Origin of the sequence: Streptococcus pneumoniae, from assembly GCF_001457635.1 — a bacterium.
Taxonomy (GTDB): domain Bacteria; phylum Bacillota; class Bacilli; order Lactobacillales; family Streptococcaceae; genus Streptococcus; species Streptococcus pneumoniae.
Genome location: NZ_LN831051.1, coordinates 754,884 through 768,959, shown reverse-complemented (window position 1 = coordinate 768,959; position 14,076 = coordinate 754,884). Strand labels below are relative to the sequence as shown.

Annotated in this window: 11 protein-coding genes and 3 pseudogenes; 1 reads left to right on the top strand and 13 read right to left on the bottom strand. The window is 40.5% G+C overall.

What is annotated here, in order from left to right:
* Window positions 1-497: 497 nt before the first annotated feature.
* The 12 genes and pseudogenes from AT689_RS04105 to AT689_RS04045 all read right to left on the bottom strand — a co-directional run bounded on the left by AT689_RS04105 (window position 498) and on the right by AT689_RS04045 (window position 12,039).
* On the bottom strand, window positions 498-1,271 hold the full coding sequence (locus AT689_RS04105; RefSeq protein WP_001227792.1) for a hypothetical protein: 774 nt from the start codon (window positions 1,269-1,271) through the stop codon (window positions 498-500).
* Between the two features lie 689 nt (window positions 1,272-1,960).
* Complete coding sequence (gene rsmA / locus AT689_RS04100) at window positions 1,961-2,833, bottom strand: 16S rRNA (adenine(1518)-N(6)/adenine(1519)-N(6))-dimethyltransferase RsmA (RefSeq protein ID WP_001216845.1); 873 nt, start codon at window positions 2,831-2,833, stop codon at window positions 1,961-1,963.
* Window positions 2,834-3,083: 250 nt separating this feature from the next.
* Window positions 3,084-3,377, bottom strand: a pseudogene (locus AT689_RS04095) (hypothetical protein).
* Window positions 3,370-4,011: an ABC transporter ATP-binding protein gene (locus AT689_RS04090; RefSeq protein ID WP_000565531.1), complete on the bottom strand. Its 642-nt coding sequence runs from the start codon at window positions 4,009-4,011 to the stop codon at window positions 3,370-3,372. The pseudogene AT689_RS04095 and the gene AT689_RS04090 overlap by 8 nt, the downstream one beginning before the upstream one ends.
* Window position 4,012: 1 nt before the next feature.
* Window positions 4,013-6,042, bottom strand: a pseudogene (locus AT689_RS04080) (bacteriocin-associated integral membrane family protein).
* A gap of 268 nt (window positions 6,043-6,310) precedes the next feature.
* Entirely contained in the window at window positions 6,311-7,210 is a 900-nt protein-coding gene (locus AT689_RS04075; RefSeq protein WP_000904849.1) for a helix-turn-helix transcriptional regulator, read from the bottom strand.
* A 71-nt stretch (window positions 7,211-7,281) separates the two neighbouring features.
* Window positions 7,282-7,842 (bottom strand): ribonuclease M5, encoded by a 561-nt coding sequence (gene rnmV / locus AT689_RS04070; RefSeq protein ID WP_000660013.1) that lies wholly within the window; start codon window positions 7,840-7,842, stop codon window positions 7,282-7,284.
* Window positions 7,842-8,615, bottom strand: coding sequence for a TatD family hydrolase (locus AT689_RS04065; RefSeq protein ID WP_000575636.1), 774 nt, complete (start codon window positions 8,613-8,615; stop codon window positions 7,842-7,844). Before AT689_RS04065 ends, rnmV begins: the two co-directional genes overlap by 1 nt.
* A gap of 304 nt (window positions 8,616-8,919) precedes the next feature.
* A pseudogene (locus AT689_RS04060) lies at window positions 8,920-9,891 on the bottom strand (DUF1542 domain-containing protein); the annotation flags it as partial.
* A gap of 205 nt (window positions 9,892-10,096) precedes the next feature.
* The gene (rpmH, locus tag AT689_RS04055; RefSeq protein WP_000831905.1) at window positions 10,097-10,231 is read right to left on the bottom strand and encodes a 50S ribosomal protein L34; all 135 of its coding nucleotides are present in this window, start codon (window positions 10,229-10,231) and stop codon (window positions 10,097-10,099) included.
* Window positions 10,232-10,375: 144 nt separating this feature from the next.
* Window positions 10,376-11,590: a pyridoxal phosphate-dependent aminotransferase gene (locus tag AT689_RS04050; protein WP_000666471.1), complete on the bottom strand. Its 1,215-nt coding sequence runs from the start codon at window positions 11,588-11,590 to the stop codon at window positions 10,376-10,378.
* A 155-nt stretch (window positions 11,591-11,745) separates the two neighbouring features.
* Window positions 11,746-12,039 carry a hypothetical protein gene (locus tag AT689_RS04045; protein WP_000977367.1) on the bottom strand — a complete coding sequence of 98 codons (294 nt, stop codon included), beginning with the start codon at window positions 12,037-12,039 and terminating at the stop codon, window positions 11,746-11,748.
* 161 nt (window positions 12,040-12,200) lie between these two features.
* Between AT689_RS04045 and AT689_RS04040 the strand changes: the two genes are divergently transcribed.
* A complete protein-coding gene (locus AT689_RS04040) occupies window positions 12,201-12,653 on the top strand; it encodes a universal stress protein (protein WP_000079154.1) in 453 nt (150 codons plus the stop codon).
* Between the two features lie 34 nt (window positions 12,654-12,687).
* Here AT689_RS04040 and AT689_RS04035 read toward each other — a convergent pair whose 3' ends face one another.
* Window positions 12,688-14,076 (bottom strand): Cof-type HAD-IIB family hydrolase, encoded by a 1,389-nt coding sequence (locus AT689_RS04035; RefSeq protein WP_000453139.1) that lies wholly within the window; start codon window positions 14,074-14,076, stop codon window positions 12,688-12,690.

The following is a 14,076-nucleotide window of genomic DNA, read 5'->3' as shown; positions in this document are numbered from 1 at the left end:
AAAAGATACACTCACGCTTTAGATACCAAGTTTTATACAAAAATAACGAATCTACCTCCTTATATAAAAACAGGCGAACAGAGAGCCTAAAACTCCCTGTTCGCTTTACTTTTTCTGTGTGTAATAGAAAAAACCTAATAAAGCAAGACAAAAAATATGAATATAAACTCCATACATCATGTGGGGAAAGACAGACTCTATAAAATAGCCTGGTAGATAGATGATTGGAAATTGATAGAAATCATAGGTCGTTAGAGATAGTAAACAAAGAACATACATAAATACTGCTACAATTAGAACCCATCCTTGCTTTCGCCATAGAAAAATCATCAATAAGAACAGACAAAGTAGATAGATTGACCAATTTCGCAACATAAATTGAAAACCATAAATCATACTTTCAGTCGTTTCTCCATCAATCACATCAACTACTTTATAGAAAGGTAAACAATAGCTCACTAAAAAAAGAAGGGGACTAATTATTTTTTTCATATTCTCTACCATGGATTATTTTGCAAGTAAGCTGACCATCTATCTCCATATCGAATCAAATTAACAGTATAATTAGTTACTACCCGATTTTCACCTGGTCCAACCTTAGAAAAACCTGTGCTATACTCCCAACTACTTCTTGCACCTGGATGAAACCATTTTTGCTGGGATGAATACCAACCACCTTGTCTAACTTCCACACTTGAAGATTCTATTTCGATATCCCTTTCATGGAAGTCAACTCCTCCACTTATTTTAGTAATATTTTTTTGTACACCTCCATCATAACTCACCCAGTGAACAACAGTATACAATTCCACACTATAAGTACTATCAAACTGACTTTGATGAGTAGTAATGTTTTGAGTATAAGCGTGCACTTTCTGTATACCAAAAATATGGTCTAATATATTCGTTGGTTTAGCAAGCTTATTGTAACCCTCTTCAACAAAAGTAGCCTTCTCTAAATCAGCGGTATAAACAGTTTTTCCTTGTACTACTTGATTGTTTATAGAAGTAATACGGCTATCCACAACAATGGGGGCCACCATATCTCCATCGCTAGTTTCTATTTTAGCTGCCTCTTTCACCTCATATACAACTCGATTTTCTTCAGACTGAATCACTTCTACCCCATTTTTTTCAGGTATAGATAATCTAGTTTGCCCATTAGAAACCGTTATATTTGGACCAATATTCTTCTCATTTGCATAAGTCGCAATAGGAAATCCTGATAGAACCACTGCACACATAAGGCTATTGACTAATTTTTTTCTCATGAATATATCCTTCCCATTTTCAAGAGGAGTAAAAATAGCTAATATAAGATGAACGTTTCCTTATATTTCAGAATAGGATATCTATCTGAAAGCAATTCACACTCCTATAGGTAACTGTTCCAAATCTTGGCTACATATATTTCAATAGTTTGCTACAAAAAACTCCTTTCTAAGTCTATTGAACATGCCCTTATTCACCTACTAATATATCACAAAAATAAATAAATACAAGACTGTTTTTTCTACTAGTTTTATGATAGAATAGTATTGTTAGGGTAAATTTCATATATAAATGTCGAGTGAAAAATCGATGGAGCAGAAATCGGTAGACAAAGACTCGATTTCGTTGGTCCAGCCCCACAAGGCTAATCAGGTATTTCACGAGTTTAAAAATCTAATGAAGTGCCCAATCAACTACTGATTCATTGATTTAATACGAACTATAGTGGATTGAACCTAGAAATAGTACACTAAGGATTCTAAAACGTTTCTAGAAATTAATTTGACTTTCCTAATCTCTTTGTTCATATCTTATTTCAATCTACTATATATACCAAAATGCTGGGACAAAAGTCTTTAAAATCAGAGAAACGCATATTATCAGGTGTTGGAAAACCTTGATAATATGCGTTTTATCATAGAAAGATCTACTTCATTTTTTACTAAAATTAAGTTTTTGTCCCTGCATCTTAGAGTCCTTGCCCTTTAAGTGCATCTGCTAGGCTGGCAAACTCTTCCAAGCTGAGAGCTTCCCCACGCACACTTGGTGACAAGCCTGCTTGGTCCAAAGCCTTGGTCAGCTTGTCCTTGACCTCTTCAGTCTTGCCAAAGTAACCTGTCAAGTTATTCCACAAGGTCTTGCGGCGATGGGTAAAACTAGCCTTGGAAACCTTAAAGAAAAAGTTCTCGTCTTCCACTGCTACAGCTGGCACTGGACGGCGCACCATTTTCAAGATGGCTGAGTCTACATTTGGTGCTGGCACAAAGACTGTACGCGGCACGATAAAGGCAACCTTGGCTGTCATGTAATACTGCACAGCGATAGACAAGCTACCGTAAGCCTTGGTATTTGGTTGAGCCGAGATACGGTCCGCCACTTCTTTTTGCATCATGACCACAAACTCACTAAAAGGAATGCCACTCTCGATTAAGTGCATGAGAATAGGCGTTGTGATGTAGTAAGGCAAATTAGCCACTACCTTGATTGGCAGGTCAGGATTTTTGAAATTCTGGATATGTTGCGCCAAATCGACCTTGAGAATGTCCTCGTTGACTACAGTCACATTGTCAAAATCACGCAAGGTATCTGCCAAAATCGGTACCAAACGATGGTCGATCTCAAAGGCCATAACTTCTGCTGCACGCTCAGCCAAAAACTCGGTCAAGGCACCAATACCTGGCCCGATTTCAATGACATTGACCTGGTCATCAATCTCAGCCGTATCCACGATTTTTTGTAGGATATTGGTATCCGTCAAGAAATTTTGCCCAAAGGACTTTTTAAAGGTAAAACCGTGACGCTCCAGCACTGCCTTGGTCACGCTATAATCTGCAATTCTCATCTATTCTCTTTTCTATTATCTGTTACTACTATTGTAACACATTCCCCTTGTATTTTGGGGGTGAAAATCATACCAAAAAACTATCTTTCCTCATGAAGAAAGATAGTCTTGGAAATCTTTAAAAGTGGCCTTAGCGCTTCTCTCGAAACATACGTTCATACTCTTCGAAAATCTCTTCAAACCACGTCAGCTTCACCTTGCCGTACTCAAGTACAGCCTGCGGCTAGCTTCCTAGTTTGCTCTTTGATTTTCATTGAGTATCAAAAAAATCAGCTTCTTGATAACTTCGATTTTCGGGTAGGGTCAAATCCACATCCTCCTCCACATCATCCACTGTCAGTTCAACCGTTTGAGGTAAATTTTTCAAACGATAATGCTTTTGCCTTTGCCCTTCACTACTAGCAAAATCAAGCAAATAGCCATGCACTCGGATTTGAACCAAAAGGAGATGATTGGTCATATTTTCCATGATGAGGATATCTTATAAACCACCTCTGGCACTAGGATAATCAGATACCCTGCGAATACGGATTTTTTCACACATGAGCAAGTTTCCTCATATCAATGATTTCATCAGCCTTATTCCAGACTAGGGGATTATGGGTCGCAATGATGATAATTCGATTTTCATCTTTCAAATCCACCAAGAGATTCATAACCTCCTCTGAATTTTCAGGATCAAGAGCTGCTGTTGGTTCATCTGCCAAAATCAAGGGTGGATTTTTCAAAATAGTTTTCGCAAGGGCAACTCGTTGGGCCTCTCCCCCAGATAAAGTATAAATTTTTTGTTCTAAATCCAAATACCCTAGATTAACTTTTTCTAAAGCCCCCACTTGCCTTTCCAAACGTTCTACTTTTGAGATTTTCTGACCAACAAAACCCAAATCCAAATTTTCTTTGATTGATTGGTTTTCTAAGAGGCCAAAATTTTGAAAGAGATAGCCCATCTGATCTCGAAAATACTCACGAGTGGGAATGGTTTTTAAATCTTTCCCCTGATAGAGAACCCTTCCTCCATCTATCTTTTCTAGCTTTCCCAAGATATTCAGCAGCGTCGTCTTTCCGCTTCCACTCTTTCCGATTAAGGCATAAACCTTGCCCTTCTCCAGCTTGAGATTCAAACCAGAGAAAATCGCGCGGTCATTAAATTTCTTTTCCAATCCTTGAATATCAATCATCTTATTTTCCTTTCAATACTGCCATGCTACCAGCTTCTTCTTTTTTGTCCTGCCTTACTAAAATCAAGAGGGCGTTAAGCGTAAACAAAGCTACAACTAGAGCGCTAATCAAACCATCTCTTGTCAAAATACTAGATAGGACTAGGCCAAGCAAGAGAACTCCTCCTTGCGCCAGTAAATACTTGCCATGAAGCTCATAGATTGTCATACCAGCAAGACGTTTAATCATAAGCTCCCGTCTGAACTGCTCAAAATAGAGAAGATTCATGGAATCAAATAACAAGATAGCCGTAGACAGGGTCAAAATCGTCCCAATAAGGAGAGAGTAAAACTCTACCCGTTTGTCATTTAGTACCTTGGCAAAAATAGCTGGCTTTTTACCAAGTAAGAAACCTTGTGATACAGACCTTGCTCTTTTAGAGCTGTGATGCTGTCTCCATATCGATCTAGTTTCAAGGCACTATTAGCCGTAGTTCCCCACAACATCCCTGCAACAGGTCTTGTTCCAGTCGCTTGCGGCGTTAGAACTACAATAATCGGATCTTTTAGGTACTGGCGTGTTGTCTTGTACCCATCATTATAGAGGAAACGTTCCTGTCCTGTTTCTGTAAAAGCTAGACTTACCTGTGGGAGGTAGTATTTCTGACTCGTCACTTCTACACTTTCAGATGAAAAGTTTTGCAGGTAATCTGTAAACAATCCTTGGTAGTAGGCAGACTGCTCTCGCAAGCTCTCAGGCAAGATCAGCCCAAACTCTCCCTCAGACAAGTTTTGCATCTTGTCCATAAACTCTGAAGAAACGGTAATCTTTTCTTCTATCAGATAGCGTGGTGAGACATAGATAACATTCCCTGACGGTGTGTAGTCACTGAGACGATTGCCATCTAGGTCCACTTCTGCTCCGTCTGAGAAATTGTCAACATTGCTCATAATATAAAAAGAGTCTGTATTGGCTAACCGTTCTTCAGTAAATGTCTGCCACTCACGATTATCCTTACGCGTTCCTTCTTCATCGGCAAATGCACTAGACCAACCAAAGGATAGACGGTAACGGTCTGAGGACTGGCTCCATTTATTGCTAGCTCTCTCCATTTCCTGCATTTCACGGTAGTGGGGTAGGAGAGCTGTCGCACTCGATCCGACCACCAATACAGCTAAGAGTTGCCCCACCATCATCAATGTCATCATACGTTTGAGAGGGAGTTTCCCTTTCAATAGATCCACCAGACTATTTTCCTGTAAACCAAGTAGATAGACGACACTTAGTAAGGTAGAAATCCCTGCCAGGGTCAATCCATAAAGTAGAAGAGCAATGATGACCAGTTGCACCGTTGCCATAAACAAGACACCTTGATACCAGAGAATCCCCAATCCCAAAAGACTGGATACCAGCACTGAGCAGATAAACTGTCTCACATCTTCTAACACTGGTCTGAGAGCAACTCCAAACAAGCTCTCACCAGCTATTAAGCGAATCCCTGCCTGACGAAGGGATTTGATCCGATAAATCAGGGTCAGACTCATAAAGGTCAGCAGAAAAATAGCTAAACTCAGTAGCACCATAGGGGTGGCCGCCAATAGTAAGACTATCGAAAATGGATCTTCTCCATTCGAAACAAAGCCTTGATAGCCAAGTTCTTTCAAGGTGGTCTGTAAGCTCACTCCATCCAAACTTCCTGACACAATCAAGTAAGACCCTAATAAATCACTCGTTTCTGCACTCTCCTTGGAGGAAATGGTCAGACCTTCTGGAAGCTCTCCCTCACCATAAGTGGCATAGGTAAAGAGTGTTTCTCCAGCTTCATTTGGCTCAACGATTCGACGGGCGATGAGACTATTATGCTCTACCGCCAAGTGACTCAAAACCTCTGTCACCTCTTCGCGACTAGCTACTGGTTGATTTATCATCATTCCTGTCACATCAACAGAAGGATAGTTACCAAATAAAATCTCTTCTCGATGGTCAACGGAAGTTATCACCATATAAAGCGATACCAATACCATTGAAATCAAAATAAATAAACGTTTCATCATTTCCTCCAAAAAGTTACTTGGTCACTTAGTGAGAAGGTGACCACAGTCACTGCGATGTTAAGAAGCTTATTAAGTTCTTTCTACTAGCAACATCTTCAAATACATTATATCCGTTTTTTCAAGAACTATCAAGGACATCAATGTCCTTAAAATCTAACCATTTCGTGTCATTTTTAGCTTATATCTAAAAAAACAGCCCTAAAGACGAACTTTAGAACTGTTTTGATGCGAGAACAAGGACATTTTTGTCACTGATTCACTATGTTTATAAATATTTTTTGACATCCTCTTGCCATTCCTCTGTCAATTTCTTTACTAGAAATTCATCTCCAATTAGCTGCGCAAATGTTTTAGAAGACTGATAAAATGATTCAGCTAAACTAAAATCTCTTTCTTCTCTTAATGCTTGCTTCCACAAAAACATAAATACAAGAGGTTTCTTTTGATAATCTTGAGTTTTATCCATAATTTCTTGTAAACACGATAGATAATCATTAAAACAATCAGTTACTCCTACCTTTTCAAGACAACACATTCCTGAAATAAGAGTATCTCTAATTATAAAGAAGTTTTCTAATTTAGTTACCTTTTTCTGTTCCAAAAGAAAGAGCATTAGCTTTTCGATTTGATTTATAAATTTGGCAAGATCTTTTCTAATGAGCATTTGATAAAAAAACAAACGAATCAACAACATATCATTTGTTGAATAAACTTCTTTTTCTATGATCTGAGGCATATGTTCCTCAAGTATTAACTCTGCATATTCAGGCCTTCTAGTTCTAGAAGTATCCAAACACGCCTGCAATACTTCACATGCTAATTGTTCTTCTTTAGGAAGATTATCAAAGTATGTTTTATAAATCTCTTCCAAACACGCTTCCTTCTTATCGTACTCCTCTTCTTTACCATAGATTGGTTCACGTAAAATCTGGTATTTCAATTCTAAATAAGCAGGAGGAAGAGCTGAAAAATCCGGCATAAGGCTATAAACTGGAACTCCTAGCCGGCGAGCAATATAGTCTAACTTGGGCAAACTCGGTTGCGAAGCTCCACTTTCAATTCGCGACAGTTGACGAACTGTCAGTTCTTGCTCATCTCCACAAAAATCTGGACGACTAATTCCTTTTTCTATCCGAATCTCTTTAATTTTTTGACCAATTAACATCAGACGCCTCCTCTTCTACCTGCTTCGAAAAATACTGTGAAACTTAAAAAATTGTAACGGCTACATCTTTCCTACTCATAAGATTTCATAGCTTCTTCCACTTCTGCCAAAGTAACCCCAAACAACTCTAGGCGTTTGAGGAGTTGCTTGCCGTTGGAATAGCCGATTCGGAGAGTCTCTCCGAGATATTCTCTACGCTTACGGCTGTCTGCCCCTGCTAGAAAACCAAGGCGAATCAAATCGCTACGACTAATGTCAAACTGACTCTCATGTTCAAATTGTTCTGTCACCTGAGCTAGAGCCGTTTTCAGGTCTTCATAGCTGGCATGCTCAATTCCCAGAGAACGCCCCTTGGTCTTGGACTTGGGAACAGCTTCATCTCGCTTGAGAAAGGCATGCTGAACTGTTGGAATGACCGTCATGATCATGCGCCGAATCCGTTCCCCATTAAAATCTGGGTCTGTAAAGACAATGACTCCATGACGTTGGTGCAGGCGCTGAATCCGCTCTATATCCTGATCATTGATGGCAGAACCTCGAGTCTCATAGGTCTCCACATCGAAATAACGCTTGAGATTGACCGTATCATCACGCCCTTCAACCACAATTACTTGGGAAATTTTCTCTTTCATTACTTGCTGTCCAATCCAAAAATGCGTTCTGCATTTGCAGTCGTTGCCGCCGCTAGCTCTTCTGTCGTCATACCACGCAAGTCAGCGATAAAGTCGACCACATAGCGAGTATAGGCTGTTTTATTTTCACGGCCACGCTTGGGTACAGGTGCTAAGTAAGGCGCATCTGTTTCCACCAACATCTTGTCCAAAGGTAACTCTTTAGCTGCTTCTTGGAGGTCAGTTGCCTTCTTGAAAGTCACCACTCCTGAGAAGGAAATGGTCATACCAAGATCCACAAACTTCTCTGCCCACTCAAGCGTCCCTGAAAATGAATGCATGATACCACCACGAGGACCAACGCCCTCACTCTTGATAATCTCATAGGTATCTTCCAGCGCATCACGGGTATGGACAACAAAAGGCAAATCCAAGTTCTTAGATAGCTGAATCTGACGGCGAAAAACCTGCTCCTGCACCTCTTTGGGCGCTGTCATCCAATGGTAGTCTAAGCCAATTTCACCTAAAGCCACAACCTTGGAATGTTTTAACTTATCCAACAAGTAAGCCTCAACTTCCTCTGTATAAGTACCAGCTTCTGTAGGATGCCAACCAATAGTCGCATAGAGCTGCTCATACTCATCTACCAACTCCAAGGCATGCTCAATCGTCGGTTTATCAAAACCAACAATATTCATCTGTGTCACACCCATCTCATCAGCCAAGGCAATTTCTTCTGCCTCACGACCTGCAAATTCTTCTACATTCAAGTGTGTATGTGTATCAAAAATCATCTCTTCTAACCTCGTTTTCTATCTTCTATTATACCAAAAAAGAGGAGGGGCACCTAATTTTTCGGTTTCCCCTCCTCTCTTCAATAAAGAGCTATTCTGCTATCTTTTCTATCCGATATTGCCCATCTCCTATTCCACAGTTAGAGACAGAAGAGATTGGCTACATTGATAGAATATTCCTATTCAGCTAAAGTATGTGATTATCTTGGGTTCTCACTTTTCTCACCCATCACTAGGATTGATGACTTCTCAAAATCCCCCTTATAATCTAACTTTAAGTAGAGAATAGAATTTTCTAGCTGTTCTATTTTCTACGTCTAGTCTTTCTTCCTAGCAAAGCAAAACCACTTGTTGCCACCACTAGACCAAGACTAGCAAGTGCTGCACTTGATGCTGAACCTGTGTTAGGTAATTGTTTGCCAGCAGGTGACTGGTAGGTAACATCTTGCATTGTTCCTGCAGTTGCTTGCGGTGCACTTGTTGTCTTAGGAGCAGCATTAGGAGCCACTGGTCTCTTAGGAACTGCAACCATGGCAATGGCTTGCACTCCAATCGTTTCTGCTTCCTTCACATCTTCCATAGTTTTCGCATTTTCAATCTCTTTGAGAGCTGCTTGTTTTTCTGCTTCCACTCTTGCTAAAAGTTCTGCTTTTTCTTTATCAGAAAGCGGTGCGCCTTTGATTTCATCCTGCTTGTTCTTGGCTGCTTTTTCAATGGCATTTTTAGCTGATTCTTTTTCAGTAGCTAATTGCTTAGAAGCTTGTGATTGAGCTGAGTTTTGTGAACCTGTGTGAACTGGTCCACCTGCCTGGCTACCACCGCCTGCATTCGCATTAGCATCTGATCTTCCAGTATTGCCTCCCTTATCTCCACCTGGTGTAGTTTCTAGCTTATACTCTGGTGTAGCTTCTTGAGTTACAGATTCACCTTTCGCAGATTGTTGAACTGTATCTTTTCCTAGAATCGTCACTACTGAACCATCTGGGAATGTGATTGTTGCTGTACCATCTCCAGCTACATTGATTGTCGCTCCGTCTAATGCTGAACCATTTGCTTGTAAAATAGCAACCTTAACTTTTTCTTCATCTGTTAAATGAGTTATATCTTTTACATCTACTCTTTGAGCAGGTGCTTTAACAGTTGATTTTTCAGCAGTCGGTTTAGTACTATCTTGTGCTTTTGGATCTTGTGCTACCAATTGATTTCCTGGAATTGTAATAGCTGAACCATCTTTAAAGACGATTGTCGCTGTACCATCTCCAGCTACTTCAACTTTATAGTAAAATAAAATAATAACAGGACAAATCGATCAGGACAGTCAAATCGATTTCTAACAATGTTTTAGAAACAGAGGTGTACTATTCTAGTTTCAATCTACTATAACATCGCTTCCGAATCCATTTGCATCTACTGAACTTTTTTACAAAAATAAAAATCAGTAGACTCGAGTTCCTACTGATTTTTGATAGAATTCGTTTGGATTATGCAGCCAAAACTTTGCGTCCTTTACGACGACGAGCTGCCAATACGCGACGACCATTTTTAGTTGACATACGGTTACGGAATCCGTGTTTGCGCGCACGACGAAGTTTACTTGGTTGATAAGTACGTTTCACGATGAATACCTCCTCATAGATTTTGTATTCGTTTAGCCGGCTATAAAGTGATCAGTTACTAAACATACTTTACTATTCTATCTGATTCTTTCACTTTTGTCAATAGCTCTAGGCAAATGTTTCCAGCTTTTTCGAATGCAAGCCCTATCTACGATACTGTTTCAAGAAACGAGTCATCTTTTCTTGGATTTGGGCTAACTCATCAACACGAGGAAGGTAAACGATACGGAAGTGGTCTGGTTCCTGCCAGTTAAAGCCTCGACCATGAACCAAGAGAACCTTTTCCTGCTTCAAGAAATCAAGGACAAACTGCTCATCATCATCGATACGGTACATATTGCGGTCGATTTTTGGGAAGATATAGAGCCCCGCCTTGGGTTTAACGGCAGACAAACCTGGAATATCTTGAATGGCATTATAGATGAAATTTCTTTGCTCGTAGATTCGTCCACCAGGAAGAAGCAATTCATCGACTGATTGGTGACCCCCCAAGGAAGTTTGTACGACTTGTTGGGCCAAAACGTTAGAGCAAAGGCGCATATTGGACAGCATATTGAGCCCTTCGATATAGCCCTTAACATGAGTCTTAGGGCCAGACAAGACCATCCAACCCACACGGAAACCTGCTATGCGGTGGGATTTTGACAGACCATTCATGCTGACACAGAAGACATCTGGTGCCAAGCTCGCCACAGGCGTATGCACATGTCCGTCCATTACCATGCGGTCATAGATTTCATCCGCAAAGATAATCAAATCGTTTTGACGGGCAATCTCAATAATCCCCAGCAAGAGTTCCTTAGGATAAAGGGCTCCAGTTGGGTTATTTGGATTGATAAGGACAATTGCCTTGGTATTGGAAGTGATTTTTGACTTGATATCGTCAATATCTGGGTACCATTCCACAGCTTCATCACAGATATAGTGAACGGCATTTCCTCCAGCTAGGCTGACAGCCGCCGTCCATAGAGGATAGTCTGGCATTGGCACTAAGACCTCATCCCCATTGTCCAAAAGCCCCTGCATGGACATGACAATCAACTCACTGACACCATTTCCAAGGTAAATATCATCAATATCTACGTTTGGGAATTTCTTCAGCTGGCAATACTGCATGATGGCCTTACGGGCTGAGAAAATCCCTTTGGAGTCAGAATAGCCTTCACTATCACGCGCATTCATAATCAAGTCATGAATGACCTCGTCTGGCGCTGTAAAGCCAAATTCTGCTGGATTTCCTGTATTCAGACGTAAAATCTTTTCTCCATTCGCTCGCATCCGCATGGCTTCTTCCAATACAGGACCACGGATATCATAAGCAACATGCTCTAACTTACTAGACTTGTTATATTCTTTCATCTTGTTTCCTCAATTCATCAGGATAGTAACATTATACCACTAGAAAGAGAATGCGACAAGTTTACTGAAATGTGTTACTAGTTTCGTATAGAAGAAAAACCTTGCTAAAGGCGAGGTTAAGAACGTAGAGATAGCAGGTATTTTGCAAAGACACATCACATACCAAAAGATAAACCTAGAAAAAGCAAGCCTAGAAAGGAGTCATAAAGAAGATTAAACATGAGGAAAAGCCCCCATATCATCAAGTAATCCCAACGCCCACTTCGTTTTGCAACTAGAAATAAGATTAGATGGTAGAGTACATGAAAGACTAAAAATCCAATAAAACCTGGATAAATAAGCGGTACCAAACTCTCTAATTGCCAGATCATGATCACTTCTACCAAGACTGAAACTAGGATAATTCCATAATACAGGAAATTTGATTTTTGAAAAGAGTTTTTCATCATTCTCCCTTCCTTCACTTCTTTCCTGCTATCCTTTCTTTTATTTTATCATATATTTATATAGATTTTAAGCCCTAATATTCTTTTGAAAAATACTTTTTTTGCTTTACTTCTATAGTGAAAAGGTTTACAATTATAGTAAGAAAATTTCAGGAGGTTTCATTATGGCACAACGTTACCAAAATATCATGGTCGCAATCGATGGTTCTAAGGAAGCGGACTTGGCTTTTGTCAAGGGAGTTCATTCTGCTCTACGAAACGACGCTAAACTCACCATCGTACATGTCATTGACACACGCGCTCTCCAAAGCGTATCCACCTTTGATGCTGAAGTTTACGAAGAACTCCAAGTCGACGCTGAAAGTCTGATGAAAGAGTACGAAAAACGTGCTAAAGATGCTGGGGTAGCAGATGTTCATATCGTCATTGAAATGGGAAATCCAAAGACCCTGCTAGCACGTACTATTCCAGATGCCGAGGAAGTGGACCTCATCCTCGTTGGCGCAACTGGTCTCAACGCCTTTGAACGCCTCTTAGTCGGCTCTTCATCTGAATACATACTCCGCCATGCTAAGGTCGATTTGCTGGTTGTGAGAGAACAAGAAAAAACCTTATAATCACAAAGAAAAGGAGCCCCTAGCTCCTTTTTGTTTACGATTTATTTCTCTCTTTATGGCGTTCGTAAGCCTTGAGCTGGCGCTGCAGTTCCTTTTTAATAGCAGGTTCTGGAGCATATTTTTCTTCCCAATTATCTGGTTTTAAGATTTTATGGGTCACTGGATCAAAATGAGCCTTGCCATCTGGAAAAATTTTCCCCATATTGGCCTGATGGACAATATCAAAAATACGTTCTGGGTCCACCCCCATCAAGACAAAACTGCCGTAGGTGAAGTAAAGCGTGTCAATCAAGGCATCCACTTGCCCTATCAAATCTTGCTGAGCAGGTGTCTTCTTGGCTACTTTACCTGCTGCCTTATCAAGGGCCTGATGAAGTTGCGATACAGCTTGACCAAAATCTTCTTCAGAAGGACTGGCTGCTCGAACAAACTCCACCAATTCTTCTATTTTAAAACCAGCCCTATGGGTTGCACCCTCTAAATCCCAAGCTCGAGGTTCTTCTTGGGTTCGTTCATCCATCATGTGGTGGAAGGTCTTGACCTTATTGAAATGATAGTCACGGCTGACAAAGACTTTTTCTGAAGACAAAACACCAAAATGTTCCAAGGCCTTGTGGATCCCATCTTGTTGATTGCTAGTGGTAATGTGCTTGGCAGCTTCCTTGACACTGCTACTACCATTTCCCATAGCGACCGACATACCGACGCCAGCCAGCATTTCAAGGTCATTATCTGAGTCACCAAAAGCCATGACTTGGTTGAGGTCAAAGCCATATTCTTTCCCAACTCGGCGAATGCCTTCTAATTTAGAATTTCCCTGATTGATGACATCCGATGCAAAAGGATTGCTACGTGTCAATTTCAAGTCTTCAAAATCAGCTGCCGCCTTCTCAGATTCTTCTGGTGTCATCAGCATCAAAACTTGGTAGATAGGCTGATTCATCAGGTGAAGCAGGTCCTCTTCCTTTTGGGGAACAACCTTGCTGACCATGCGATTAAAAGACTGACTCACCGTCCGAGTTAAAACAGAGGGAACGAAGCGACTAATTCGTTGGGAAAAAGAACCCAGACCAAAGGACATGATTTTAGAACCCAACATGGCATCCTTGGTCCCTAGAGCAATCTCCGTGCCCTCTTTTTTAGCATAGCTAATTAGATGGCGCAAATGTAACTTGGAAATAGGGCTCGTGAACAAGACTCTGTCTTTACTAAAGATATACTGGCCATTATAGGTTACCGCAAAATCCAGATCCAAATCGTCCATCAATTCCTTAACAAAAAAAGGTCCTCGTCCTGTCGCTACGCCAACTAGTACCCCTTGTTCTTTGACAATCTTAATCGCGTCCTTAGTGGATTTCAAAACACTCTTGCGATTGTTGACCAAGGTTCCATCGATATCAAAAAAAACAGCTTTGACTTCCAT